The organism is Nocardia sp. NPDC102475, assembly GCF_055584605.1.
The window spans coordinates 185,068-209,879 of sequence record NZ_JBVJLS010000007.1 but is presented as its reverse complement, the minus strand read 5'-3'; the positions used below and the strand labels follow the sequence as shown (position 1 = coordinate 209,879).

The following is a 24,812-nucleotide window of genomic DNA, read 5'->3' as shown; positions in this document are numbered from 1 at the left end:
TCTCCCTACCAGGTGCGTGTCGCGCCGGATTCGAGCTTCCCGCCCTTATGCCGCCAGCGCGGTTCCTTGTCGACGGTGCGGCCGGTGATGTGGCGCAGACTGCGGATCACCGACCCGTAAAGCCCGGAAGCGGTCGAGGAGATCTTGCCGCCCGGCGGTTCGTCCATGAACGGCATGAACTTGTCCGGGAATCCCGGCATCGTGCAGCCGATGCAGATGCCACCCACATTCGGGCATCCGCCCACGCCGTTGACCCAGCCGCGCTTGGGCACGTTGCACTTGACGACCGGACCCCAACAGCCCAGCTTCACAATGCATTTCGGTGATCCGTACTCTTCGGCGAAATCACCCTGCTCGTAGTAGCCCGCTCGGTCGCAGCCTTCGTGCACGGTGGCGCCGAACAACCACTTCGGGCGCAGCGCATCGTCGAGCGGGATCATCGGCGCTTGGCCCGTGGCCATATAGAGAAGGTATGTAAGGGTTTCGGACAGATTGTCGGGCTGGATCGGGCAGCCGGGCACGCAGACGATCGGAATGCCCGCTTTGCTCTTCCAATCCCAGCCGAGATAGTCCGGGACACCCATCGCGCCGGTCGGATTTCCCGCCATCGCGTGGATACCGCCGTACGTCGCGCAAGTGCCCGCGGCGACCACCGCGGTTGCCTTGGGCGCCAGCCGATCGAGCCATTCGCTCGTCGTCATCGGCTGACCGGTCGCAGGATTGTTGCCGAAGCCGCACCAGTAACCCTCTTCGTGCAGCTGCTCGTTGGGGATCGACCCCTCGACGACCAGAACGAACGGCTCGAGTTCGCCCCGATCTCCCTTGAAGAACCACTCCAGGAAATCGTCCGCGCCGCCGGTCGGACCGCATTCGAAATCGATGAGCGGCCAATGCACGGCAATCTTCGGCAATCCCGGGAGTGCTCCGAGTGCGATCTCTTCGATGCTCGGCTGTGTGGCGGCGGTGAGGGCCACCGAATCGCCGTCACAGCTGAGTCCCGCATTGATCCAGAGGACGTGGATCAAGGTGTCTTCGGCTTTTACTGCTTCCTGAGTTGGCATCGGACTGCCACCTTCCGCAGCGGGGGCACGCGGATACTTCTCTGGTCAGCTACGCCGACTGCTCCGCGTGTGACTCTGATCACATGAGTCTAGGTCTGAGAGCCAAGGGCTTTCAAGGTATTGGTATGCCGACGGTTAGCCGGGCCGTGAGCCAGTCGTACCAGAGGGCCAGTCCATCGCCGGTGGCCGCCGATACCGGAAGGATCTTTACGCCGGGATTCACCGACTGCGCGTACTCCACACATCGCGCTGAATCGAAGTCCACGTATGGCAGCAGATCGGTTTTGTTGATCAGCACCAGCTCCGCCGCGGCAAACATGTGCGGATATTTCAACGGCTTGTCGGTGCCCTCGGTGACCGAGATGATCACGACCTTGCCCGCCTCGCCCAGATCGAACAATGCCGGACAGACCAGATTGCCGACATTCTCCACGAACAGTAGACTGCCCGGCGCCGGATCCAGCGCGTCGAGAGCGCGTCGCATCATGTCCGCATCGAGATGACAGCCGGCGCCGGTATTCACCTGCACGACCTTGCAGCCGGTTGCGTCGATGCGCTGCGCGTCCAGCACGGTGGCCTGATCGCCCTCGATGACGGCCACCGGAACCGAGTCGAGCTCGCGGATCGTCCGCTCGATCAGGGTCGTTTTCCCCGCGCCGGGCGAACTGGTCATATTGAGCGCCAAGATCCCGCGTTCACGCAATCGCGCACGGTTCGCCGCGGCGAGCTCGTCGTTTTTGGCGAGCACCTTCTGTTCGAGGGTCAGCGTGGTCAGAGCATGTTCGTGGGGGTGTTCGTGTTCATGCCCGGGACCATGCTCATGGTGGCCATGATCGTGCGGGTGATCGTGGTCCTGATGTCCGACGGTGATCACAGCGACCCCGTCGCCCTCGCATCCGCAGGTTGCGCACATCGCTCACTCACCTCCATCGATACGATTCGAAGTTCCCGCCCCGCGGTTATCTCGACATCGGCGCTGCCGCAACGGCACAGCACGATGAGGTCGGGCAGGAGGAATTCCGCCCCGCAGTTCCGGCAATGCGCCGTCCCTTCGACAATGCGAAGGTCCAGCTTTGCTCCCTCGGCGATCGTTCCCTCGGTGGCAAGCTCGAAACAGAACTGCATGGACTCGGGCACCACAGCGCACAGCGCGCCGACCTCGACCGTCACGTCATGCACAAGGCGCCCTTGCGCATGCTTGCAGACGGCGTCGACAAGGTACTGGGTTATAGCCATTTCATGCATCCCGACCTCGCCTTTCGACAAGCCCTGGGGTGAATCCTACGCTGCGGAGTTCTGCGATCGGTCCGGTATTCCGTACGTGGTTTTCCAGTCGACGCGAGGGCGCAATCCGGTCACTGAGCACTCTCAGCGAGAGTCAGGCTTTTGCAAAACCACTCGCTCGAGTGCGCGCAGGTCTGCATCCAGCTTGCGGAACAACCAATAGGCGGCGACGAACGCCAGCCCGGAGGCCGCGCACAACCCCAGAACCGAATCGCGCACGAGCGGAAGCTCCTCGGGTTCGAGTGCGGTGAATCCGGCCAGCACCCCGACCAGCGGCACCGACGCCGTCACCGCGAGATAGGCCGTGAGTCTGCGACGCAGCGCACGCAGATAGGCGGCGTCGTGCGCCGATGTGCGGCCGTGGCGCAGATAGATGGGATAGACGCAGCGGACGACGTAGAACGTGGAAAGGAAGAATGTATAGGCAACGGAGATGGTGCCCGCCACCAGAACGGTCGCGGCCGCGTGGACCATCAGCCGCGCCGGTAGGTCGGTGAACCAGCGAAGCAACATCACCCCCGTCACGGTTGCGCACACCGCGAACAGCAGGGTGTTCATCGCACACAGGTCGCCCCAGAACAGTGTTCGCGACCGCACTCGTGCGAGCTTTGCCTCGTCGTAGCGTCTACCGGCGCGCAAGCCGCGAGGCACCGCGAGCAAATCACGCGACATATACGCGTAGATGAGGATGGCTGGCGGCGAGGCGCAGAGGATGAAAATGATGACACCCTTGTTGAGCTGCGAGTTGGTGGCATCGGGCAGCCGCTCTCTGATCAGCTCCTGGACGTGCACAGCCATGTAGACCGTAGCCAGGGTGACGCCGACCAGCGAAGACAACCACAGGACGGGGGTGGGCCAGCGCGAAAGCCGGGTCCGCCAACTGTTCGGCGGCGGATAAACAAGGTCGCGGGCGAGTTCTTCGAGGCACAAGTCGAGCTGCTGGGCCAATTCCGAACCGCAGGAGTAGCGGTCTTCGCGGTCGGGCGACAGACACTTCAGCAGCACTCGGCGCAACGCCGCGGGGCAATCCGGCGGAAGCTCCGACAGGTACGTCGACTCGACGGGTCTGCGCCGCAGTTCGAGCATGCGGGCCAGCGATGTCTCCGACTCACCCGCGCAGGTTTCGTCAGCGAATGGCCGATGTCCCGTGAGCAACTCCCACAGCATGACGGCCAGCGCGTATATGTCGCTTCTGGTATCGAGGTCGGCGGCCGTCGCCGGGAGGTCCGGATGGCAGGCTTCGAGCTGTTCGGGCGACATGTACGCCAGTGATCCGCCGAAGTACGCGAGGGGACTCGTCCCCTTGAGGTGTTTGCTGGAGCTGACATTGAAGTCAGCCAGCTTCGGGATTCCCTCGGCGCTCAGCAGCACGTTCGCGGGTTTGATGTCCCGATGCAATACCCCACGGTCGGACGCGTGCTGCAGTGCGTCCGCGAGTCGGCGGCCCAGCCAGGCGATGGTCTCCGGCCACGTCAGTGCGGCGGTCCGGGTCCGAACAGCTGATTCCGTTGGCCGAACCTCGCCCTTATCGGCAAGTACCTTGTCGATGGCATCGAGCAGCAGTTGCCCGCTGCGGTATTCCGGCGGCGTCGAGTGCTGCAGGCGCAGCACGTCGAGCAGCGTTCCCCCGGGTAGGTACTGCATGTACAGCAGCTTCAGCTCGCCGTCGGCGACGAGGCGCTGGTCGAAGATGCGCACGATGTATTCGTGGTCCAGTTGCGCGAGGGTCTGTGGCTCGTTGCCGTGGTTATGGGAAATCTTGACCGCGACCAGCCGCTGCATTGATTGTTGCCGCGCGAGATACACCTGGGCGAAGGCGCCGGCCCCGATCCTCATCAGGAGGTCGAAATCGTCGATATGGTGGCCGACATCGATGGTGTCGAGAAGGATTTGGGCACTCGGACGAGCGATCATCGTGCTGCGGTAGTCGCTCGTGAGCTGTGCGAGATCGGGACCCGCCGCCGTGGCGGTGGCCTCGGCGAGGGTAGCCGCATCGGCTGTGTGCGAACCGCGGCGCAGGGCGTGGAACTCCTCGTAGACCAGCTCGGCCGGAAGCGGACCATCTTGCAGCTCTATGAATTCCGCACGATATTCGATCAGTCGTTTGGGAAAGTGATAGCGAAGCCAGCGGTATTCGAGATCGATCTTGATCAGTTCGATCAGTATCGTGCGCCGCTCAGCCGGTTCGCGGGGCAGGTACGCCGACAGGTCTGGTGGGGACCCGGACGCCCAAGCCTTGGAAAACCGTGCCACCACAGCGGCAAGTGCTGTGCGGGTTCGCTCAGCTGGATCGACCAGATCGGTCGGCTCGTACATCGGTCGCTCGGAGATCAGCGCCAGGCGCTCAGCCGGCGGCTACGCGCGATGCGGCCTATGTCGTAGTTGCCCCACATTATTTCCTTTCCGCCAAACCTCCCTGCCCAAGGGTATCGCCCCGATACGAGCGCATGGTCGACAAAATCGCCGAACCGAGCATGGTGTGCGCGAGCCATGATGGTGCGATATTGGAGGTGAAGCGACACAGTCCCCGCTGAATCTGGAGGGCAGTGCGAATGCCGTCGAAAACTTGGAACATCTCCATCGCGATCGAAGAACTCGACCGCCTGACCAAAGTAAAAGCCCAGCTGATCGGCCGCGCAGATGAGCCACTGATAGCGGCCGGATCCGCTCACACCAATCCTGCCGACGAGAACGTCCCCGCCATCGGCGATGAACTCGCTTGCGCCCGCGCGCTGCAAGATCTGGCCCACCAACTGCTGCACGCGGCCATAACGGATATCGAAGCCCACACGCACAAGCCGGTTCAGGGCTTGCAAGCCTGATAACTGACCAGGCGAGAGTTACCTCCCCGTTACTACAGTGGGGCAATGCGAGGTGGGCATTGTCCTCCGGTGACAACGCCCGCGGCGAATTTCGTTCATGCAGGACGGTGTCCAGCGGCAGCGTGATTCCTACCGTTGTCGTCATTCCCTGTACCCCTACTGAGGACACCAATGAATGTTTCGACTCTTCCGGACCGTCGTGCGGCCGCCGCACCGGACGCGGCCGCCGTCGCCGACGACAGCACTGACCTGAACAACACAGGATTCCTCGACGCTGTGCGGCGTGCCGCCGCTACCCTGCGGGCCGCGGGAGTGTCGAGCGGCGACGTGGTTGCGATCATGCTGCCGAACACTGCCGCCTTTGTCGTATCGCTGTTCGCTACCTGGCGTGTGGGTGCCACGGTCACCCCTATCGACCCGTCGCTGACCGCCGCGGAAGCCGACTGCCTGCTGACCGACACGGGCGCCAAGGTCCTGATCACCGCGCAGCGGCCCACTTCCGACGCTCCGGTGCACGCCGTCATCCCCGCCGACGATCTCACCGCCGCGGACCCCGATGTCGCTGAACCCGCACGGCCCCGCAACGACACACTGGCCCTGCTCATCTGTACCAACGGCACCGCAGGCAAACCCAACAGCGTCACGGTCGACCACGCCAACCTCAACGCCATGTGCGCAATGGTGATCGAGGCATTCGAACTCGACGGGGCCGACCACAGCCTGCTGAATCTGCCGCTGTGCCACGTCAACAGCATCGTGGTCGGCACGTTGTCGCCGCTGCTCGCCGGTGGCCGCGCCACCGTGGCCTTCAGCCCGAAGACGTTCTTCGACCGGATCGAGCGCAGCCGTGCCACATACATCTCCGCGGTCCCGACCACATATGCACTGCTGTCGGATCTGCCCTCCCAAATCCGGCCGAACACCGCATCGGTACGGTTCGCCATCTGTGGCGCGGCCCCGGCCGACGTCGAACTGCTGGCCGAATTCGAACGCAGCTACGGAATACCGATCATCGACGGCTACGTCTCCGAAGTGCCCGTGCGAGCACGCTCGTACTGCTCACCATCACCCGCAAGGTGGACACCGTCCGAATACGCCGCCCGGGCCAGCTGATTCGGATTGATTTCCACGATCCGCAGTTCGCTGCCGGTGTTATCCCCGGAGCACAACACCGCAATTTTCCGCGCGGTAGCCGCCGAGTAACTACCGTTGGGGAGTGACGACTTTTCGTCGCGACGGTGATGTCGATGTGAGCCGCTATGTCGCTGGGATCGCCGCCCGCATGAACGAGCGGGTGACGGATATCAGCGTGATCCTGCGGCGCGGTCTCGAGGACGATATCCCAGAATTACGCGGCGACGCCCGCACCGTCGAACTGCTCGGTGCCAGCGTGGAAGGCAATGTCGATACCGTCCTGCACGCACTGCAGCACGACATACCGGTCGCTCGGATCAACGCTCCCACGGCGGCCATCGAGTACGCCAGACGCCTTGCCCAGCATGGGGTTCCGGTCAATGCCCTGGTGCGCGCCTATCGGATCGGCCATCGGCGGATGACCGAGTTGATCTTCGCCGAATTGCGGGCCAGCGATATCGCGCCCGCCGATGGTGTCACGGTCGCGGAAGCGATCACCACCACGATGTTCGACTACATCGACTGGATCACCCAGCAGGTCGTCGCGGTGTACGAGGCCGAGCGCGAGCAGTGGCTGGAGAGCCGCAACAGCGCCCGTGCGCTGCGCGTACTCGAGGTGCTGTCGGGGAAGAAGCCGGTCGATGTCGATGCCGCGACCGAAGCCATCCGCTACCCGCTGCGTTGGCATCACCTGGCGTTGATCCTCTGGTATCCCGATGCCGGTGCGAGCAGTGACGAGCTGAATCGGCTGCAACGCTTCGTCCGTGAGCTGGCCGAGGCGGTCGGCACGGCGGCGGCGCCGCTGATCGGGGCCGCCGACCGGACGAGCGCGTGGGCCTGGCTGCCATATCGGTGCGAGCAGTCCGATGCGGTGGGCAAGGTCCGTGATTTCGCGACCGAGCGGCCGGACGCACCGCGGCTGGCGATCGGCATCATGGGCCAGGGGGTGTCGGGCTTCCGTCGATCGCATCGGTATGCGCTGCGGGCACGCTCGGTCGCGCTGACCCGCGGGGATGTAGGACCGAGGATCATCGCGGCGAGCGATCCGGGGCTGTCGGCCGCGGCTTTGCTCGGCGGTGGCAGCGCGGAGGTCGGCGAATGGGTGGGTGAGGTGCTCGGCGAATTGGCCGCCGACAACGACAACGATGCCCGGCTGCGCGAGACACTGCGGGTGTTCCTGGGCGCCGGTTCCAGCTACAAGGCGGCTGCCGCGGAGCTCGATCTACATTTCAACTCGGTGAAATACCGGGTCGGGCGGGCGGTTTCGCGGCGCGGGCGGCCGATCATCGACGACCGGCTGGACGTCGAGTTGGCGCTGCTGATCTGCCACTGGTACGGCGCGGCGGTATTGCGGCCGAATTCGGACTGAACGTGGCGACAAACCGGGACATCGTCAGCAGTCGAGACCGTGGGCCGCTCGCAGCCCGTGTTGCTCCCGTCGGCATCGACGATGCTGGTTCATCGGCCTGGCGGTGTCGAAGACGATTGTCACCTGATGGCAAGACCGGCAGACGTATGATTGCCACCGGCATCGTTTTGGGCCGGTGCCTTCTGCAGTGACGCCGCGCGGGATGTGCGACTCGGCGGCCGGCCATTGCACAGCGGGACGCCCAGGTAGTGCCACGACCGTGACCGTTGTGCTGCCGGCACTGTCGTTGCAGGCGATAGCAGCGTAGATGGCATCCAGGTTGGCCGATTACCGTTCGAGAATTTGCCGGCGCCGCTGCCTCGGTCCGCTCTGGTGAGGTCCCCGACGCCGCTCTCCAGGGAAAGCGAGGATACCGATGTCTACTCATCAGGCTGTTCACGTGCAATCTGCCGGTGCGGCGTTGAAACTGGTCGATGTCGAAACAGAAGCACCGCCGCGCGACCATGTGCGGCTTGCGGTTTCGGCGTGCGGGATCTGCGGTACCGACCGTGCGTTCGTCAGCGGTGCATTTCCGAACATGTCGTGGCCGCTGACACCGGGGCATGAGATCGCAGGCACCATCGCCGAACTCGGCGCAGGCGTCGACAACTACGTCGTCGGTGACCGCGTTGCCGTGGGCTGGTTCGGTGGGCATTGCAACAAATGCGTCCCATGCCGCAGCGGCGACTTCATCCACTGCCGGAACATGCAGGTCCCCAGCTGGCAGTACCCGGGCGGATACGCCGAGTCGGTGACCGTACCGGCCAATGCGCTGGCCCGCATCCCCGACGCGCTCTCCCTGGCCGAGGCCGCGCCGATGGGTTGCGCCGGCGTCACTACCTACCACGCGCTTCGCGAAACCCGGGCGGTACCCGGCGACCGCGTCGCCATTCTGGGTGTCGGCGGACTGGGCCACCTCGGCGTGCAATTCGCCAACGCGATGGGCTTCGAAACCATCGCGATCGCCCGCGGCGCGGACAAAGCCGAAGACGCCCGCGCCCTCGGCGCCCACCACTACATCGACTCGACTGCCGGCGAGGTCAGCCGAGCGTTGCGGGGACTCGGCGGTGCGTCCGTTGTCCTGGGGACCGTGGGCAACGCAAAAGCCATGGCCGAAACCGTCGATGGGCTGCTACCGCGCGGTGAGCTCATCACCATCGGGGTCTCCGCCGAGCCACTGCCGATCAGCCCGATGCAGCTGATCACCCGCGGACTCAGCGTCACCGGCCACGCCTCCGGCACCGCCCGCGATATCGAGGAAACGATGCAATTCGCGGTCCAATCCGGCGTGCGCACACGAATCCAACAACGGCCGCTGGATCAAGCCGCCGAGGCATACACCGCTATGGAACAGGGACGGGCTCGATACCGGATGGTCCTCACGGTCTGATTGATCAGGTTTGGCCGCACCGCTTTGCTGATCGTCGCAGGTTCTGTTCGGAGGCCGTTGCGGGCGATTTGATGTGCACGAATCCGAGGTGGAGCCTTCCCATGCGACGTACCATCGATTAATGTGTCGTTATATAGCGGTACGTTAATTGAGGGGAAGATGGCTTATGGAGATCGCGACGAAGTTCTGGACGGTGCGTCGTGTGGTGGTCGCGACGCTGTTCAGCATCGCGCTGGTGCTGATGACGATCGCCTCGCCGCACCTCTTCGCGGCCTCGGCCGGCCCGCGGGATTCGCACAGTCCCGGGGGCAGTCACGGCTACGGAGCGGGAACGCGCCCGAACAGCAATGACCACAGTCAGCGCAACAGTGGCTACGGCTACGGAGCGCGTTCCAACAGCGACGGCCACGATCAGTACCGAGGTCGCACCGAGAACCCCTGCCAGTACACCCCGACGGGGACGTGCGGAGCGCGCTGACAGCCAAGTCCACGCGCCCCCGACGCGACGGGTGTGACCGCGTCGCGGCGGGTCCGAAATGGATCATCGGCTGTCATCAGCGGCGTGCAATCCACTCGGCGGATACGCGAACATCGGCGCCAGGCGCTCCCTTTCGACAATGCCCAGCGTATCGCCGGCAGTATCGATCTCATCGGCGAGTGGGGTCAGGGTGACCAGAGGAATTGTTCGGGTCGTCATTTCCTGATAGTCGGCGTAACCGGGGTGGGCTGCGATGACCTCGGGCCAGAGTTTGTCCCGCTCGGCCGGTGGCAGGACGCGAGCGGTCATCGGCCGGTTCGGGCCGTGCTCGAGTGAAACCTGGACTGCGGGGTTCGCACGCAGGTTGTGCAGCCATGCCGGGTCGATGGGATCACCGCCGCGGGAGGCGACGATGACGATCGTGTCGCCGTCGATGATCGGTGCGGTGAGGACGACGGTGTGTGGTCGGCCGGATTTGCGGCCGATGGTGGTCAGCGTGAGCGTCGGCATGCCTTTGAAGGTTGTGCCGAGGATGCCGCCGCTGATCTTTATCACCGCGCGGTGGATGGTGGTCAAGGTCTTGAGCTGACGGTCGGTCGGCATGGCGGCGCTCCTTCTGGTGGCTGATGCGTGATCTGCTATCCAGCTTCCGGGCGCGACTAGTAGTCGACTTGTAAACCGATGCGGTTGTGCACGGTGGTGATCCACTCTCGGCATCCGCAGCGGCGGGCGAGGCGTTCCGCGGCGGCGTAGTGCTCGGCCGCCCGGTCGGTTTTGCCGAGCAGCGCCGCGAGGTCGCCGAGCACGGTGTCGACCGGTCCCACGGCGAACGCGCCGGTGTCCGCGCCGGCGATCTGACCGGTGTAGGTGCGCAGCTGCTGGTACACCTGCTCTGCCTCGGCGCGTTGTTCGAGACCCGCGACGGCTATGCCGCGCGCGGTGAGGAAGAGCGAGCGGAAGAAGTCGGTACGCAGCGGGCGGCGAGCCTGCGTTGCCGCTCGCGCGCCGCGCCGGTCACCGGTTGCCAGCAGCGCCAACGCGAGCGGGTCGACGACGAGGTCGTTACCCGAACTTCCGAGTTGGGTGAACCTTTCGGTGAGCAGCGGTGCGAATTCGCCGACCTGGCCTTGCGTGAGACGGATGGTGAACAGGGCGATCAGCAGGGTGCCGTCCGCATCGAAGACTTTGTGGCGCTTCTCCAATTCGTGGGCCTGCTGATAATGCTGTTCCGCCGCTTCGAGATTCCCCGTCAGGTGGGCGATCATCGCGCGGCCCATGGTGTTCGCGACTTGGGCCTGGCGCCACTGGTAGCGGTCGGCCAGCAGCGTCGCGGCCGCGAGTTCGGTATTCGCGCGGTCTACGTCGCCGCGGGCCGCGGCAACTTGGAGTGCGGCGTTACGGCCGATCAGTGCGAAGGCGGGAAGATCGTTGTCCTCGCCGAGGCGGATCAACTCGATGGCGAGCCGTTCACGATCGGCGAGCGGAATTGATGTGTCGTACAACGAGGTTCGCGCCTGCAAGGCCAGCCCGAGCAGTCCAGGATCGCTCAGTCCACGTGCCAGCGCTTCGGCTTCCTCGGCCGCCTCGCGTGCTCGTTCGTGCAGCTCGCCGCCGATCTCGCGGACGAGCGCGACGAGGAGCCGGCAACGCGCCTGCGGAGTGAGCCCGGGTGTCCGCAGCGCCTCATCGATGGAGGCAACCACCCGCTGGTCGACGGACCCGTACGCGCGATTCAGCCAGGGAGTCGGCATGTCCCATGCGGTGAGCGCCCCGACGAGCAATTCAGGCGTGTCGGCCGCCGACACCGCGCGGTCGCGTGCATCGCGTGCCGGTAGACCGGAGCCGGCGGCGAGGTGGCTCCTGCTCAAACGCGAAAGCGCGGCGACCCGCTCGGCCGTCGTGTCGGCGCCGGTGATCCGTTCGAGCGCGATGACGGCGCGACTGTAGCTTTCGGCCGCGACATCGTGGGCGAATCGGCGTTCGGCCTGTTCACCCGCCGCGCGAGCGTAGTCGGCGGCCCGCCGTGCCGTCGCCGCGGTGAGCGCCTCCCCGAAATGGTGCGCCAGCGCCGACAGGTCGTCCGGTCGGGTCCGCTCGATCGACTCGGCGATGCGCAGATGCCAGCGGCGACGCCGTATGCGGGACAGGTCACCGAGCAAGGTGTCGCGGACGAGCGCGTGCGTGAAGCGCGCGTGGTCGGGACCCGGTTCCTCGAGCAGTCCGGCGAGCACGCCCGCCTCCACGGCATCGAGGACCTTGTCCTCGTCGATTTCGGCCGCGCCGATCAGCACGTCGATGTCGAATTCGCGCCCGATCACCGCGGCGAGGCGCAGGATCGACACGCTGACCTCGGGTAGCCGTGCGAAGCGCCTGCGCAGCACGTCGCGGACGCCTTCCGGTACCTCCGAAGTCGCCACGAGCGCGCCCTCACTGGCGAGTAGACGAGCACTTTCAGTGAGGTAGAAGGGATTTCCGTCGGTGCGTTCGGCCAGTGCCTCGATCGTTGCCCGATCGGGATCGTGTCCCGATACCGACCGGATGAGAACCGCCGCATCGTCGAAACCCAGGCCGCGCAGGCGTATCCGCGCTGCGGTCGCGGTGGCGAGCGAGGCGAGCGCGTCTTCCAGAGGCATCCCGATCTCGTCGGGACGGTAGGCGATCACGATCAGGATCGAGGCTGATTTCGCCACGCTGCCGAGCAGGGTTACCGTCTCGGAGTCGCCGCGGTGCAGGTCATCGAGAAATACCGCCAGCGGTTGCTGCCGTGCCGCCTCGTCCAGGTACGCACCGACGGCGCGATGCAGTAGGAACCGCCCGACCAAGGCATCGGCGCCGAACTTGTGGCGCCGGTCGGCGAGCAACGGCTCCAGCGGCTCGGCGTGTCGGCCGGGATCGACCGTGCCGGCGAGCTCGCGCAGCGCCTCCACCCAGGCCCAGGCCGGTGGTGCGCCGTCCTCCTCGGGACAGCGGCCCGTGACCACGCGCCAGCCGCCAGCCGCCAGCTCGGCCCGAAACCGCTGCAGCAAGCGGGATTTGCCGCTGCCTGCTTCCCCGATCACGGCGGCGACACGAGGTGCGCCGCCCGCCCGTGCCGCCCGCCGCAGCTCATCCAGTTCCCTTGTCCGGCCGACGAATTCGGAATGCACCGCGGGGGGCTCGGGTGTCGGCGACGGAAACGAAACCGGTGCGGGTAGATCGACAGGGATGCGTTGCGCCAGCAAATCGGCCTCGAGTTGGACCAGGGCAGGGCCGGGGTCGATGCCGAGTTGGTCCGCGAGTATGTCGCGGGCGGCACGTAGCGCTGCGAGCGCGTCCGCTTGTCGCCCCGCATGGAACCGTGCCAGCGCCAAAATACGCCACGCCTCCTCGCGTAGCGGATGCGTACTCGTCAACGCATCCGCTTCCGCGGCAGCGGCGGTCGGGTCACCGAGTTCGACCAGTGTCGCGGCCAGTCGCTCGCGCGCGGCCAAGCGGAGTTCCTCGAGTCGGTTCGCTTCGGGCTGTGCCCACGATTCGTCGCTGAACTCGGCGAATGCCGGGCCGTGCCATCGGCTGAGCGCTTCTTCGAGACTGCGCCGTCGTTGTGCGGGATCCGTTGGCGCGCTGCGTAGTTCGGTCTCGAACTGCCAGGCGTCCACCGCCTCGGGGGTGAGCCGCAATGCGTATCCCGGCGCCTGGCTCACCAGCACGGTGGCCGGCGAGCGGGGCAGCCGATCCGGCTCGAGGAGCTTGCGCAAGTGCGAAATGTAGGCCTGCAACGCGCCGAGTGCGCGCGGCGGCGGCTCACCGCGCCAGAGATCGTCGATCAGCCGGTCGATCGGCACGACCGCGCCGCGGGCCACGACCAGAAGGGCGAGCACACCGCGCTGGCGTGGGCCGCCGAGATCGATGCTGCCGCGCTCCGTCTGCGCGGCCAGCGAACCGAGCACCTGAATCCGCACCATGACCGGCCAAGTCTATTGCAAGTGCGCTACAAGCGGATCGACACACAGTGAGAACCATGAACACCGCGACCCAGACCACCGAAAGCCCCGATACGGCTGACATGGTGCTTGTCCACAACGCCTTTCGCCGCCATTTCAACGCGCTGCCCGGCCTCGTCGGCGATGTCGCCGACGGCGATACCGCTCGCGCGGGCCGCATCGTCGAGTTCCTCACCGAACTCGATACCGGCCTGCATCACCACCACGCCGGCGAGGACGAGCTGATGTGGCCACTGCTGCTCGGGCGGGCGAAGACCGATGGCGCCCTGATTCTGCGGATGGAGGAACAGCATGAGCGGATCGCCGAACTGATCGCCCGCGCGGACCGGCAGGCCGAGGAATTCGCCGCATCGGCGCATCCTGTGGCGCGCGGAAATCTCGTGGCCACGCTGTCGTCGCTCGCCGCAGCTCTCGACGAGCATATGGCCGAGGAGGAGGCACTCGTCCTGCCGCTCGTCGGACGCGTCATGACCGCCCGCGAATGGGCGGCGCTCGGCGAACGGGGACGCGCCGCCGTGCCCAAGGACCGGCAGTTGGTCTTCCTCGGCTTCATCCTGCAGGGGGTACCGCACGCCGAACGCCGAAAGTTCCTCGCCGACTTGCCGTTCGCCGCCAGACTCGCCTGGCGCCTGCTCGGCCGCCGCGCCTTCGCCAAGGAGTACCGCTCGATCTATGGGACAGATCCCGAATAGACGCCTTGCGACACAACGGATTGGCACTCGACCACATCACCGATATCGAACGCTGCCGCGGACCGATTCGGCAGTCGGTGTATCGGCGTCAGGGGCGGCCTGGAGTGAAACCTGGGTCGTTCGGGCTGCGACGCAAGATCATCGCCGTTCCCGCTCGGTTCGCCGTCGACGCCTGCTGTTATCCGTGCGACCACGGGTTCCGGTATCCGGACGGGATCATGGTGTCGAACATCGTGCGTGCGTCCGCGGGCAGCCGCAGCAACTCGACGTACGAGCCGAACGGGCCTCCGTCGAGATAAACGAATTCCATGCCGAGCTCGGCAACGGTGCAATGCTGCGCGATCTCGGTGCCGCATGCCCGCGCCGCTGCCAGTGCGGCATCGAAATCATCTGGTACCCAGGCGATATGGTGCAGTCCGGGGCCGGACAGCGCAAGCGTTTCGGTATACAGGTTCGTGCCCGAGACCGGCGCGATCAATTCCAGTTGCTGTCCGCCGACATAGCCGAGCGAGGTGTCGATCGTGTAGTCGGCGGGCGCACCGCGATAACTGCACGACTCCGGGCCGAAATGCATGCGGGGCATACGGACCCACCTGTCGACGCCATAGCTGTTGGTGAATTCCCGTTCGGCCGCGTCGAGGTCGTGGACAACCCACGCCACCTGGAAAATCGGGCCGGAAGCGATACTCATTTCGGTACTCCTCACGAATCAGTCGGAGATGCGGGTCTTGCGGTCGGGAACAGCGCAGGTGATGAGGGATTCAGTAATCGGTGAGCTGGATGGCATTGGCCGCGCGCTCCAGCGGCTTGATGATCGGCCGCAGGGCCAGGCCCTTCCACGGCATGTGCCGCAGCATGCGCAACATGGTGGTCTGGGTCCGGATCGCACGGCGGTCGGCCGCCACCATCTGGGTGGCATTGTTCCAGCCCAGCGTCAGGTTCTCGGTGACGTAATCCTGCATGGCGCGCTGGTAGCGATCGAACGCGACGAGGTGATCACCGGCGGCCGCTTTCAATTCGCCCGCAAGGACATACGCGCCGACCAGCGCCATGCTCGTGCCCTGTCCGGACAGCGGCGACGGGCAGTAGGCGGCGTCACCGACGACCGCGACGCGGCCCTGGGACCACCGGTCGAGATGGATCTGGCTGACGGAATCGAAATAGAAGTCCGGGGATTCCGGCATGGCGCGCACCAGGTTCGGTGTCTCCCAACCGGCATCGGCGAACGCGTCGACCACCAGCTGTTGCTGGGCGGCGCGGTCGCGCCGGTCCGGCAGTTGTTCCGGCGCCTGGAAGATGAACTGGGCCTTGGCCGTGGTCCGCTGGGTGCTGTACACCTGCACCACCTGCCCTGGTGTGGGATGCACCAGTTCCCAGTGGTCGAGGTTCAGGTAGTTGGGCACCGAGATCACACAGGCGGCCATGCCGGTGTGCCGGGCGAACTGCTCGGTCGGCCCGAATGTCAGCCTGCGCACCGCCGAATGCATGCCGTCGGCCCCGATCACCAGGTCGAATACGCGTGGCGCGGAGTTGCGGAACCGCACCGTCACGCCATCGGCCTGCTGCACCAGGCTGGTGATCGAGTCGCCGAAAAGGTACTCGACCTCGCCCTTGGTGGCGTCGAACAGGATGTGGGCGAGATCGCCGCGCAAGACCTCGTCGTCGCCGGGTGAGCGCAGGCCGATGAGTTCGGGGCCCAGCGTTGCCAGTGCCTTGCCCGCATCGTCGACCCAGGCCCCGCCCCGCATCGCCGTAGACGCTTCGCGGACTTGCGGCAGCAGACCCATCCTGTCGACGACTTCCATTGCCACACCGCGGATGTCGACTTTGTAGCCGCCCTCGCGCAGAGTGGGCGCTTGTTCGACGACAGTGACGGTGAACCCGTAGCGGGCAAGCCAGAAGGCGAGCGCCGGCCCGGCGACGCTGGCGCCGGAGATGAGGACGGTCTTGCTGGTGAACTGCTGTCTCGTTGTCATGCACACAGCGTCGGGCACGGCAATCACCGTGCCCTCACCATCGGCTCACCACCGCTCACCGAGCAACTCGGTGACCTCCTCGGCCGAGCATCGGGCGCCGCGCTCGCGGGCGGCACGGAACTCCGGTTCACCGAGTTCGGCTCGGCATCTTGCGGCGGTATCGGCAGCCGCACCGTCATATACCCCGGGCATGCCGCGCAGCGAGTCGGCAGCGCCGAGCAACAGCGCGCCCCGTGCCTGCGCGCCGAGTGCCACAGCGATCCCGGCCATGCCCTCCACCGCTGCCGCGGCCACCGGCCGAGACCGGTCGCGCGCCAGTTCGAACGCCTCGCGGTGTGCCGCCAGTGCACGCTCGATATTTGCCTCGGCGAGCCAGATCCAGCCCGATCCGATGAGGCTGCGGGCCCGAGCCTCGGCCGTGCCGAACGTGTCGTTGCCGGGCACAGCGAGAGCGGTGTCGTAGTACTCCCGGCCGACGGACAGATCACCCGCTACTCGCGCCAGATCGCCGAGCCCACGCAGTGCGTTCGCGTACACGTCCGTTGCGCCTGTTGCACGGGCAAGTTCCGCGGCGCGGTGGTAGGCGGCGCCCGCATCCGCACGACACGCGGCGGACCCGCGGGCGAGAATGTCACCGCGCCGGTTGAGCAGGTCAGCGGCGTCATCGCCGGCGCCCAGCTCGGTCTGCAGGACGACGGCCTCGTCTATGAGGTCCAGGGCGGCTTGTTGTTCACCGTGCCAGTCGGCGACCACGGCGAGTTTGTCGAGCGTGGTCGCGATTGCCCACCGGTCGCCGATAGTGCGGAAATCCTCTAGGGCACAGCGCAATTCAGGCTCGGCCAGCAGCGGCTCACCGGACATGAGGTGCCGCAGTCCGGTACCGAGCCGCAGGAATGACTGCGACCAGCGATCAGGACCGAACAGCACATGCTGCCGCTCCGGCGGCAGGTCGAGCAGGCCGCCGGCAGTTGCCAGCAGGAACACCAGATGTGGTCGCCGCAACGGTTTTTCGATGCCAGACAGGGCCGCGGCGGCCTGGGTGACCGGCACCGGCGGCCCGGTTCCGGCGCGCGCGGCGACCGCTACGCAGAAGGCGTATTCTTCGACGTCCGCCGCCGGGTCGAGGGTGGGCAGCAGTTTGCCTGCCAGTTCGACGGCGTCGCCCGAATAACCGCGCAGCCACCAGTGCCACGCATGGGCGGCGATGAACCGCTGTGCCAGTACGGGATCCATGCTCACCGCCCAGCGCAGCGCCGCCTGCACGTTGTCGTGCTCGGCCGTCAGCCGCGTCAGCCAATGGAGCTGCTCAGGGCCGCGCAGCAGCGGATCAGCCCGCTCGGCCAGCTCGGTCGAGAAAACGGCGAGGCCACGTTGCAACCGTTCGTGCTCGCCGGCCTCGGTCAACCGTGCGAAGCCATAGGCCCGGATGGTCTCCAGCATCCGGTAACGGCCGTTGTGCACTTCCACCAGCGATTTATCGGCCAGACTGTCCAACAGTTCGTCGGCGTCGTCGAGCTCGCAAACGGATGCGACCATGGCGGCGGTGGCCCCGCCCGCGAAGACGGCGAAGCGTCGCGCCAGCAGGCGTTCGGACGGTTCCAGCAGTTCCCAGCTCCATTCCACCACCGCCTGCAAGGTCCGGTGTCGTGGTTCGGCAGTGCGATCCCCGCGCGCCAACAGCCGGAACCGATCGGCGAGCCGCGCGTCGATCTCGCCGACGTCGAGAGTGCGCAGCCGGGCGGCGGCGAGTTCCAGGGCCAACGGCAGCCCGTCCAGCCGCTCGCAAATGCGCCGCACGGCGGCGATCGTGCCCGCGTCGACGGCGAATCCCGGCCGCGCGGCAGCGGCACGATCGGCGAACAGGCGGACCGCGGTGCAGTCGAGTTGGTCGGCCAGTGCCGCCTCCGCGGCCGCAACCGGCAGCTGCCCGACCGCGAGCACGGTCTCGCCGGTGATACGCAAGGCCTCCCGGCTCGTCGCCAGCACCCGTAAGCCCGGACAGTCACGCAACAGCCGGTGCACCAGCCGGGCCGCATCGAGGACCAGATGCTCACAGTTGTCGAGAATGATCAACTGCGACCGGTCGGCGAGCATGGCACGCACCCGGACTTCGGCATCCTCGTGGTCGCCGCTCGCGCGGCCACCGAGCGTCACCGCAATCTCCGGCGCCACCTGTGCGCCGTCCACCAACGGCGATAGATCCACGAAACAAACCTCGCCCCGAACCCGGGCGCCGGCTTCCATCGCCAACCGGGTCTTGCCGGTACCGCCCGGACCGGTGAGCGTCACCAGGCGGGCCCGGGTAAGCAACGACGCGACCTGTGCCAGCTCGTCGTCTCGGCCGACGAAACTGGTGAGCTGGGCGGGTAGGCGGCGCACCGCGGCACCGACGAAGGTGTCCGCACGCAGGATCGTCAAGTGCGCCTGCGTCAGCTCCGCCGAGGGGTCGGCGCCCAGTTCGTCGGCGAGCAGTTGGCGTCCCTGCTCGAACAGCTCCAGCGCCTCCGCCTGCCGCCCGCCGGCATAGAGCCCGCGCATCAGCAGCGCCCTGACTCGCTCCCGAAGCGGATGTGCGGCAACGAGTTTGGGCAGCGTAGCGACCACCGCCCGGTGATCACCCAGCGCCAGCGCGGCTTCGGCACGATCCTCTTGGGCTGCCAGCCACGCCTCGGTGAGGCGGGCGACCACAGCGGCGGCAAACGGCGCGTCGCGTACATCAGCCAGCGCCGCGCCGCGCCACACCCCCGCGGCCTGGTCCAGCAGCGCGACAGCGGCAGCGGAATCCCGGTCACGCAACGCGGTGCGCCCCTCCTCGGTGAGGCGAAGGAACCGATGCATATCCACCAGTTCCGGATCGACCGCGAGCCGGTAGCCCGCCGCCGAGGACTCCACGAGACCATCGGCCCCCGCGACGCGTAGCGCGCGCCGCAACCGCGACACTTGGGACTGCAGCGCATGCCCGGCATCACCAGGCGGCTCCTGCCCATAGAGGTCGTCGATCAACCGATCCCGAGACACCACCCGCCCGGCCTCCGACACCAGAACCGCCAGCAGCGACCGTACTTGCGGCCCGCCCACCGCGACCGGAGTCCCATCGGTTCCCCGCACCTCCACCTGCCCCAGGATCCCGAACTGCACGGCCGCCAGTATGCAGCGACCTACCGGCCGCCGCACCCGGCGTGCCCTACCCGAGGATGGGGTTGTCGGCCCAGCGGAAGACGTGGGCGATGGCGGGCTCGACGATGGCGTCGGGAATCTCGGGGTCGAACCAGCGATCGACGCAGGTCCAGTGATAGGGGTGCAGCAGGTATTCGCCGTTGAGGCCGTCGGTGTCGGTGAACTCCTGCTCCCATCCGTGCGTCCAGCCCGCGGCGGCGTCGGTTCTGCTCAGTGCCCACGAGTGAATGCTGCGGATGTGTCGGGGCATCGCTGTGAGGTCCGCTTCGAACCGCGTAACGATGTGCTCGGGTGTGCCGGGTCGGACCCGCAGTAGCAGAGTCCGTTTGACTCGCGGCCCCGATAGCGCAACCTGCTGCGACGCAACCGGTGTCAGCGCCACGATATCGGCGGATGTAGGCAGGCCGGGCAGTGCTTGCCATGGCTCGACATCTGCGGTCAGGTCCCACGTCATGCCCAATCCGCCGAAGCTGCCGGGCAGATCCGGCCCGGCCGAACAGGCATGCACCGCGGACGTCCCCGCTTCGGGTAACACGACACCGGTATCGACCGGCGTACGAATGAACCAGCGGGTCAGCAGTTCACCTCCAGTGGTTGCAGCATGCGGCGGTCGCGGGTGACGGCGATGGCGTCGGACTCGACCCAGAATCGGTTCACCTCCGGATCGGCGCCGGCCGCGCTGCGCATACCGTAGAAGGCGTAGCCACCGTCGAGCTCCCACAGAATGTGGATCGAGACGGTGTCGGGTGATGGGTAGGAGCGCCATACGCGCACGACGCGCATGCCACGCTGGTCGTGCGCGTCAGGTAGGTAGTCGGTATGCCAGCGTTGCAGCCATGAATCGGCGTGGTCTGCTGGGAGGGTTATTTCATCGAGTACGTTGACGACGTCGATCAGGGGTTTCACAGTTTCTCCAGCGTGTCTTGATAGCGGGCGAGGTAGTCGCGCAGGCCCTCCAGGCCGCGGGGGCCGAGTAACGATTCCGGGCCGAACAGGGGCGGGTTGATCACCAGCCGGGAAGCGCCCGCTGTCACATACGGCCGGATGAAGTCCGGGTCGAACTCGCGTGTCATGTCACACGAGCCCGGCCAAGCGGTGAATTCGACGGCATCCGAGGCCCTTCCGGCCGCGGCGGCGGTCTCGCGGATGAGGTCGGCGCGCAGCGCGAAGTCCTCGGGACCGATGGTGTAGGGGAACCAGCCGTCCGCGAGTCGCGCCGCGCGCTGCACCGCGGGTTCGCTATTGCCGCCCAACACGATTGGGATGGCACCGCTGGCCGGTTGCGGCACACAATGCAGTCCGTCGAAGGACACGTGGGTACCGTGGAAACTTGCCGGAGCGTCGGCCCACAGGGTCCGCATCGCGCCGATGCAGTCGTCCAGGCGAGCGCCCCGCGCGCGATATGGCACACCGACGGCGGCGTATTCCTCTTTCTGCCAACCGATTCCCAATCCGAGCAACAGCCGGCCGCCGGAGTGCAGGTCGATGGTCGCGGCCCGTTTCGCCAGCACCACCGGGCTGTGCAGGGGCGCGACGACCATCGCGGTGCCGAAGCGCAGCGTGGTCGTGCAACCCGCGGCGAAGGCGATGGTCTCGAGCGGATCGGTCATCGGGACAACCCCGGTTTCAGCACCGGGCATTCGTCCGTCGTCCGAATACGGATACAACGGTTCGTAACTTTCGGCTACCGCCACATGTTCGACGGTCCACAACGATTCGACGCCGCAGTCCTCCAGCGTGCCGGCGAAATCGCGGAGGAATCCACCAGAGGTGATGAGACCGTCGACATAGGGTGCCAATACGCCGATTCGAACCATGGTCGCGGCTCCATCCTTTTCGAACTGTCCGGAACCCGCGGCTGCGGGCTGTCGAATCGAGCCTGCCGTGTGACGGCCGTCGCATACTCGGCCGATCTCGCTGAGCAAGACCCACAGCTCAAACGGGATGCGGAGCCGATACCGGGGGACTATGGCGCACTTTCAGGGCTGGTCGGGGTGGCGAGCGCGCTCTGACAGCGGGTCCGGAGCTTGCCCCGGCCGGATTGCCCGCTGTTCGGCGTACGTCAGTTGGCCAGTGGCTGCCGTGCGGGTGGATCGGCGGCGGGCAGCAGTTCGTGGGTTCGCGTGGTACGCGCGACTATCCGGCCCGATTTGATGACGTAGCAGCGGTCCGGGCGATCAAGTAGGGCATCGGCGACGCGATGGGTGGACAGGACGACGAGATCCGCGGCGGCGCCGGGGCGGATGCCGTAGCGATCGGCGATCCCGATGACGGCGGCGGCCTGGGTGGTGGCCATGGTCAGGATCCGGGTCAGCTCGGCGGGAGTGGAAAGGTGGCTGGTCTGGGCCAGGAACAGGCCGATGTCGAGGAGGTCGGCGTTGCCGTAGGGGGTGAACGCATTGCGAATGTTGTTGGAGGAGTACGCGGTGGTGATGCCCGCGTCCCAGAGCTCACGGATCGGTGCGATGCCACGGCGGATATTTGTGGTATCAGCGCGGCCGCCGAGATGTATGTCGGTGGCGGGCAGCGGGACGACCGCGATGCCTGCTGCGGCCAGACGGTTCAGGGTTTCGCGTCGCTGCCTCGGTGGCTGTCCAGCCAGGGAAGTCATGTGGCCCAACGCAACTCGACCTCGCATGCCGGTGCGCTCGGTGACCTCGGCGATATAGTCGGCGAGCGCGAAGCGGGGATCGGTCGCGTCGTCGGCGAAATCGGCGTGGATATCGATCGGGACGTCGAATTCGGCGGCCAGTTCGAAGATGAGATCGATATGGCGACGGCAGTCGGCGACGGTCGCTTCGTTGTAGGCGCAGCCGCCGATGACATCTGCGCCGCGACGCAGGCTTTCGCGCAGCAGGTCGATGGTACCGGGGGCACGCAGGATGCCTTCCTGCGGAAAGGCGACGATCTGCAGGTCGATTCTGCCGCGATACTCCTCGCGCAGGTCGAGTAGTGCCTCGACGCCGAGCAGCCCGATGATCGGGTCGACGTCGGGATGGGCGCGAATCGTGGTGGTGCCGTTGGTGATCGCCAGGTCGAGAATGCGCCGCGCCCGGTCGCGGATCGACGCGCGGGTGAAGGTGCGCTTGAGTTCGCCGGTGACCGCGATCGCCCCGGCCAGGGTGCCATCGAGGTTCGGTCGTTCCCGATCGAGCAGTGCCTTGTCCAGGTGCAGGTGTGATTCGATAAGTCCTGGGATGACGACGCGTCCGGCGCAGTCGATTTCGTGGTCGGCACGCCCGGACGGTAGGTGGTCGAGCTGCATGATGACGCCCTGGTCGATGACAATGTCGACCAGGGCCGCGTCGTCGGCGATGCGGGCGTCGCGCAGCAGCAGATCCGCCATGGGCAACCTCCGGGAGAAGAACGGGACAAAGGTTGTATACGACCCTCGTGTTTCGTTCCGCGGCGAGAAATGCGACGTCTGGGTTACCGATCCTGTTGCGCCGCTGGATCAGCGGCGCGGTCGCGGCGCCGGTATGCCGAGGTGGCGTGGGCGATATGTGCGGCGACCACCTGGGTGGCGCGCTCCGGATCGCCGGCGTCGAGCGCGGCGCAGATCTCCTCGTGCTCGTGCCAGGAGTCCTCGGCGCGCCTGGGCAGTTCGACCGCGTATACCCAGGCGATCTTCCAGCTGAGCTGGGTGATCAGCTGGCTGAGCAGGGTGCTGCCCGAGGCCTCGGCGAGTACCTCGTGGAAGCGGCTGTTGAGTCGGGTGAGCTCGTCGAACCGTCCGTCGCGCACGGCGTCCTGGCCGAGTGCGGTGAGTTCCTTGAGCCTGCCGAGTTGCTCCGGGGTGCGGCGCACGGCGGCGCGGCCCGCGCACAGCGGTTCGAGCAGGGCGCGGATTTCGAGCAGATCGGCGGCGTCGGCCTCGGTCAGTTCGGCGACGAAGGTCCCGGCGTACGGGCGCGACCAGGCGAAACCCTCGGCCTCCAGGCTGCGTAGCGCCTCACGCACCGGAACTCGGGAGACTCCGTAGCGCTCGGCGAGGGTGTCTTCGGTGAGGCGTTGGCCGGGCGCGAAGACGCCGCGGATGATGTCGTCGCGGATGGCTCGGCACACTTGTTGCGGAGTCATACGCCGGGTGGTGTTGCTCACATGGCTCCCACAGCGCGCTGGGTGGTGTTGTTCCGAGCGACCTGCAAGCAGTCGCTGGCCGATTCTTTCGAGCGACCCTGCAAGCGGTCGCTAGCGGTGGCGGACGACTGAGAGCAGTGGTTGTATACGATCCACTTCCTCAACCGTCGGATCGGATGCCATGAATTTACTACAGTCGCGTGCCGGTGCCCGCTCCACAGACATATACCTTCCCGCAGATCCCGACCGGATCTCCTGGGGACTGCTGCCGAATTCCCTCGCCGATCCGGTGATCACGGTGGACTCCGGTACGGCTGTGTGCTTGGACACCATCAGCCACGAAGGCATACTCGAGGATCAGGGCCGGGATCCGGCGGCCTTCTTCGCAGCGAGTGGGATCACGGAGATCCTGGCTGACACCGCGGAGGTGGCGCGCTCGGTCGTACACGACCCGAGCGTGCACGGGCCGCACGTGGTGACCGGCCCGATCGCGGTGCGCGGTGCGCGCCCCGGCGATGTGCTCGAGGTCGAGGTGCTCGAACTGCTGCGGCGCGCGCCCTACGGCGTCATCAGCAATCGGCATGGCAAAGGTGCACTGCCGGGCGAATTTCCGCAGCTCGGGGACCACGATCCGGATGGTCCGGTGCCGCCGGTGTGCACGATCGCCACCGTCGACGCGGCCGAGCGCGGGGTGATAGATATCGGTGACGGTCGTGCGCTGCGTTTTCCGCTCGACCCCTTCCTCGGCATCATGGGCGTGGCCGCGGCCACCGAACAGGCTGTGCATTCGGTGCCGCCTGGCCCGCACGGCGGGAATATCGACGTGCGGATGCTGGGAGTCGGTGCACGGCTTTACCTTCCGGTTCAGGTGCCGGGCGCGATGTTCTACGCGGGTGACCCGCATTTCGCGATGGGCGACGGTGAAGTCGCGCTCACCGCCTTCGAGGCCCCGCTGCGCGCCACCGTGCGACTGACACTGCACGCCGATCCCGGGGCGCGGAAAATGGCTGCCGCCCTGGCTCTTCCGTATGCGGAGACCGCGACCGACCACCTGCTGCTCGGCCTGGACACCGATCTGGACGAGGCGGTGAAACAGGCCACCCGCAATGCCATCACGTTCCTCGGTGCGCGCTATCGGATACCCCCGGCCGTCGCGCTCGCGTACCTCAGTGCCGCAGCGGATTTCCGCATCTCCCAGGTGGTGGATGTGGTGAAGGGCGTGCACTGCTGTATCAGCAAGAGCCATTTGGAGGGGCTGTGAGCGAGTACATCCGGTTCTCCGCGCCCGAGCGTGGCGCCGTGAACGGCTGATCGCCGGAGTCTCGCG

General features: G+C 66.5%; 21 protein-coding genes. 7 read left to right on the top strand and 14 right to left on the bottom strand.

The window, feature by feature from the left end:
• Positions 1-5 precede the first annotated feature (5 nt).
• The 4 genes from ACZ60G_RS15365 to ACZ60G_RS15350 form a co-directional block, all read right to left on the bottom strand.
• Positions 6-1,061 (bottom strand): NADH-quinone oxidoreductase subunit B family protein, encoded by a 1,056-nt coding sequence (locus ACZ60G_RS15365; protein ID WP_465810762.1) that lies wholly within the window; start codon positions 1,059-1,061, stop codon positions 6-8.
• A gap of 112 nt (positions 1,062-1,173) precedes the next feature.
• The gene (hypB, locus tag ACZ60G_RS15360; RefSeq protein WP_465810761.1) at positions 1,174-1,974 is read right to left on the bottom strand and encodes a hydrogenase nickel incorporation protein HypB; all 801 of its coding nucleotides are present in this window, start codon (positions 1,972-1,974) and stop codon (positions 1,174-1,176) included.
• Complete coding sequence (locus ACZ60G_RS15355; protein WP_465810760.1) at positions 1,932-2,306, bottom strand: hydrogenase maturation nickel metallochaperone HypA/HybF; 375 nt, start codon at positions 2,304-2,306, stop codon at positions 1,932-1,934. The genes hypB and ACZ60G_RS15355 overlap by 43 nt, the downstream gene beginning before the upstream one ends.
• A 123-nt stretch (positions 2,307-2,429) precedes the next feature.
• Positions 2,430-4,661 (bottom strand): serine/threonine-protein kinase, encoded by a 2,232-nt coding sequence (locus ACZ60G_RS15350; protein WP_465810759.1) that lies wholly within the window; start codon positions 4,659-4,661, stop codon positions 2,430-2,432.
• A gap of 236 nt (positions 4,662-4,897) precedes the next feature.
• Between ACZ60G_RS15350 and ACZ60G_RS15345 the strand changes: the two genes are divergently transcribed.
• The 5 genes from ACZ60G_RS15345 (at position 4,898) to ACZ60G_RS15325 (ending at position 9,577) form a co-directional block, all read left to right on the top strand.
• A complete protein-coding gene (locus ACZ60G_RS15345) occupies positions 4,898-5,167 on the top strand; it encodes a DUF1876 domain-containing protein (RefSeq protein ID WP_465810912.1) in 270 nt (89 codons plus the stop codon).
• Between the two features lie 171 nt (positions 5,168-5,338).
• Positions 5,339-6,280 (top strand): class I adenylate-forming enzyme family protein, encoded by a 942-nt coding sequence (locus tag ACZ60G_RS15340; RefSeq protein WP_465810758.1) that lies wholly within the window; start codon positions 5,339-5,341, stop codon positions 6,278-6,280.
• Between the two features lie 103 nt (positions 6,281-6,383).
• Entirely contained in the window at positions 6,384-7,670 is a 1,287-nt protein-coding gene (locus ACZ60G_RS15335; protein WP_465810757.1) for a PucR family transcriptional regulator, read from the top strand.
• 415 nt (positions 7,671-8,085) lie between these two features.
• Positions 8,086-9,099 (top strand): alcohol dehydrogenase catalytic domain-containing protein, encoded by a 1,014-nt coding sequence (locus ACZ60G_RS15330; protein ID WP_465810756.1) that lies wholly within the window; start codon positions 8,086-8,088, stop codon positions 9,097-9,099.
• A gap of 166 nt (positions 9,100-9,265) precedes the next feature.
• A complete protein-coding gene (locus ACZ60G_RS15325) occupies positions 9,266-9,577 on the top strand; it encodes a hypothetical protein (RefSeq protein ID WP_465810755.1) in 312 nt (103 codons plus the stop codon).
• Positions 9,578-9,640: 63 nt separating this feature from the next.
• Here ACZ60G_RS15325 and ACZ60G_RS15320 read toward each other — a convergent pair whose 3' ends face one another.
• Positions 9,641-10,180 carry a nitroreductase/quinone reductase family protein gene (locus tag ACZ60G_RS15320; protein WP_465810754.1) on the bottom strand — a complete coding sequence of 180 codons (540 nt, stop codon included), beginning with the start codon at positions 10,178-10,180 and terminating at the stop codon, positions 9,641-9,643.
• 56 nt (positions 10,181-10,236) lie between these two features.
• Complete coding sequence (locus ACZ60G_RS15315) at positions 10,237-13,521, bottom strand: BTAD domain-containing putative transcriptional regulator (RefSeq protein ID WP_465810753.1); 3,285 nt, start codon at positions 13,519-13,521, stop codon at positions 10,237-10,239.
• 56 nt (positions 13,522-13,577) lie between these two features.
• Between ACZ60G_RS15315 and ACZ60G_RS15310 the strand changes: the two genes are divergently transcribed.
• Positions 13,578-14,252 carry a hemerythrin domain-containing protein gene (locus ACZ60G_RS15310; protein ID WP_465810752.1) on the top strand — a complete coding sequence of 225 codons (675 nt, stop codon included), beginning with the start codon at positions 13,578-13,580 and terminating at the stop codon, positions 14,250-14,252.
• 178 nt (positions 14,253-14,430) lie between these two features.
• On the opposite strand, the gene ACZ60G_RS15305 is transcribed toward ACZ60G_RS15310, so the two are convergent.
• From ACZ60G_RS15305 to ACZ60G_RS15270, 8 genes are all read right to left on the bottom strand, one after another.
• Positions 14,431-14,943: a VOC family protein gene (locus ACZ60G_RS15305; RefSeq protein ID WP_465810751.1), complete on the bottom strand. Its 513-nt coding sequence runs from the start codon at positions 14,941-14,943 to the stop codon at positions 14,431-14,433.
• A 70-nt stretch (positions 14,944-15,013) separates the two neighbouring features.
• Positions 15,014-16,228 carry an FAD-dependent monooxygenase gene (locus tag ACZ60G_RS15300; protein ID WP_465810750.1) on the bottom strand — a complete coding sequence of 405 codons (1,215 nt, stop codon included), beginning with the start codon at positions 16,226-16,228 and terminating at the stop codon, positions 15,014-15,016.
• A gap of 45 nt (positions 16,229-16,273) precedes the next feature.
• A complete protein-coding gene (locus ACZ60G_RS15295) occupies positions 16,274-19,366 on the bottom strand; it encodes an AfsR/SARP family transcriptional regulator (RefSeq protein ID WP_465810749.1) in 3,093 nt (1,030 codons plus the stop codon).
• A gap of 46 nt (positions 19,367-19,412) precedes the next feature.
• Entirely contained in the window at positions 19,413-19,859 is a 447-nt protein-coding gene (locus tag ACZ60G_RS15290) for a Dabb family protein (protein ID WP_465810748.1), read from the bottom strand.
• Positions 19,860-19,978: 119 nt separating this feature from the next.
• Positions 19,979-20,311 carry a hypothetical protein gene (locus ACZ60G_RS15285; protein WP_465810747.1) on the bottom strand — a complete coding sequence of 111 codons (333 nt, stop codon included), beginning with the start codon at positions 20,309-20,311 and terminating at the stop codon, positions 19,979-19,981.
• Positions 20,308-21,222, bottom strand: coding sequence for a TIGR03619 family F420-dependent LLM class oxidoreductase (locus tag ACZ60G_RS15280; RefSeq protein ID WP_465810746.1), 915 nt, complete (start codon positions 21,220-21,222; stop codon positions 20,308-20,310). The genes ACZ60G_RS15285 and ACZ60G_RS15280 overlap by 4 nt, the downstream gene beginning before the upstream one ends.
• Positions 21,223-21,467: 245 nt before the next feature.
• Positions 21,468-22,751, bottom strand: a complete 1,284-nt coding sequence (locus ACZ60G_RS15275) for an amidohydrolase family protein (RefSeq protein ID WP_465810745.1) — start codon at positions 22,749-22,751, stop codon at positions 21,468-21,470.
• Positions 22,752-22,834: 83 nt separating this feature from the next.
• Complete coding sequence (locus ACZ60G_RS15270; protein ID WP_387283049.1) at positions 22,835-23,485, bottom strand: GntR family transcriptional regulator; 651 nt, start codon at positions 23,483-23,485, stop codon at positions 22,835-22,837.
• 181 nt (positions 23,486-23,666) lie between these two features.
• Between ACZ60G_RS15270 and ACZ60G_RS15265 the strand changes: the two genes are divergently transcribed.
• Positions 23,667-24,746, top strand: a complete 1,080-nt coding sequence (locus ACZ60G_RS15265) for an acetamidase/formamidase family protein (RefSeq protein WP_465810744.1) — start codon at positions 23,667-23,669, stop codon at positions 24,744-24,746.
• The last annotated feature ends 66 nt before the right edge of the window (positions 24,747-24,812 follow it).

What these genes read in the sequence shown, in the direction of transcription:
- ACZ60G_RS15365 (WP_465810762.1), bottom strand. Translation starts at nt 1,061, where the DNA reads ATGCCAACTCAGGAAGCAGTAAAAGCCGAAGACACCTTGATCCACGTC.
- hypB (WP_465810761.1), bottom strand. Translation starts at nt 1,974, where the DNA reads ATGTGCGCAACCTGCGGATGCGAGGGCGACGGGGTCGCTGTGATCACC.
- ACZ60G_RS15355 (WP_465810760.1), bottom strand. Translation starts at nt 2,306, where the DNA reads ATGCATGAAATGGCTATAACCCAGTACCTTGTCGACGCCGTCTGCAAG.
- ACZ60G_RS15350 (WP_465810759.1), bottom strand. Translation starts at nt 4,661, where the DNA reads ATGTACGAGCCGACCGATCTGGTCGATCCAGCTGAGCGAACCCGCACA.
- ACZ60G_RS15345 (WP_465810912.1), top strand. Translation starts at nt 4,898, where the DNA reads ATGCCGTCGAAAACTTGGAACATCTCCATCGCGATCGAAGAACTCGAC.
- ACZ60G_RS15340 (WP_465810758.1), top strand. Translation starts at nt 5,339, where the DNA reads ATGAATGTTTCGACTCTTCCGGACCGTCGTGCGGCCGCCGCACCGGAC.
- ACZ60G_RS15330 (WP_465810756.1), top strand. Translation starts at nt 8,086, where the DNA reads ATGTCTACTCATCAGGCTGTTCACGTGCAATCTGCCGGTGCGGCGTTG.
- ACZ60G_RS15325 (WP_465810755.1), top strand. Translation starts at nt 9,266, where the DNA reads ATGGAGATCGCGACGAAGTTCTGGACGGTGCGTCGTGTGGTGGTCGCG.
- ACZ60G_RS15320 (WP_465810754.1), bottom strand. Translation starts at nt 10,180, where the DNA reads ATGCCGACCGACCGTCAGCTCAAGACCTTGACCACCATCCACCGCGCG.
- ACZ60G_RS15315 (WP_465810753.1), bottom strand. Translation starts at nt 13,521, where the DNA reads ATGGTGCGGATTCAGGTGCTCGGTTCGCTGGCCGCGCAGACGGAGCGC.
- ACZ60G_RS15310 (WP_465810752.1), top strand. Translation starts at nt 13,578, where the DNA reads ATGAACACCGCGACCCAGACCACCGAAAGCCCCGATACGGCTGACATG.
- ACZ60G_RS15305 (WP_465810751.1), bottom strand. Translation starts at nt 14,943, where the DNA reads ATGAGTATCGCTTCCGGCCCGATTTTCCAGGTGGCGTGGGTTGTCCAC.
- ACZ60G_RS15300 (WP_465810750.1), bottom strand. Translation starts at nt 16,228, where the DNA reads ATGACAACGAGACAGCAGTTCACCAGCAAGACCGTCCTCATCTCCGGC.
- ACZ60G_RS15290 (WP_465810748.1), bottom strand. Translation starts at nt 19,859, where the DNA reads ATGACGTGGGACCTGACCGCAGATGTCGAGCCATGGCAAGCACTGCCC.
- ACZ60G_RS15280 (WP_465810746.1), bottom strand. Translation starts at nt 21,222, where the DNA reads ATGGTTCGAATCGGCGTATTGGCACCCTATGTCGACGGTCTCATCACC.
- ACZ60G_RS15275 (WP_465810745.1), bottom strand. Translation starts at nt 22,751, where the DNA reads ATGGCGGATCTGCTGCTGCGCGACGCCCGCATCGCCGACGACGCGGCC.
- ACZ60G_RS15270 (WP_387283049.1), bottom strand. Translation starts at nt 23,485, where the DNA reads ATGACTCCGCAACAAGTGTGCCGAGCCATCCGCGACGACATCATCCGC.
- ACZ60G_RS15265 (WP_465810744.1), top strand. Translation starts at nt 23,667, where the DNA reads ATGAATTTACTACAGTCGCGTGCCGGTGCCCGCTCCACAGACATATAC.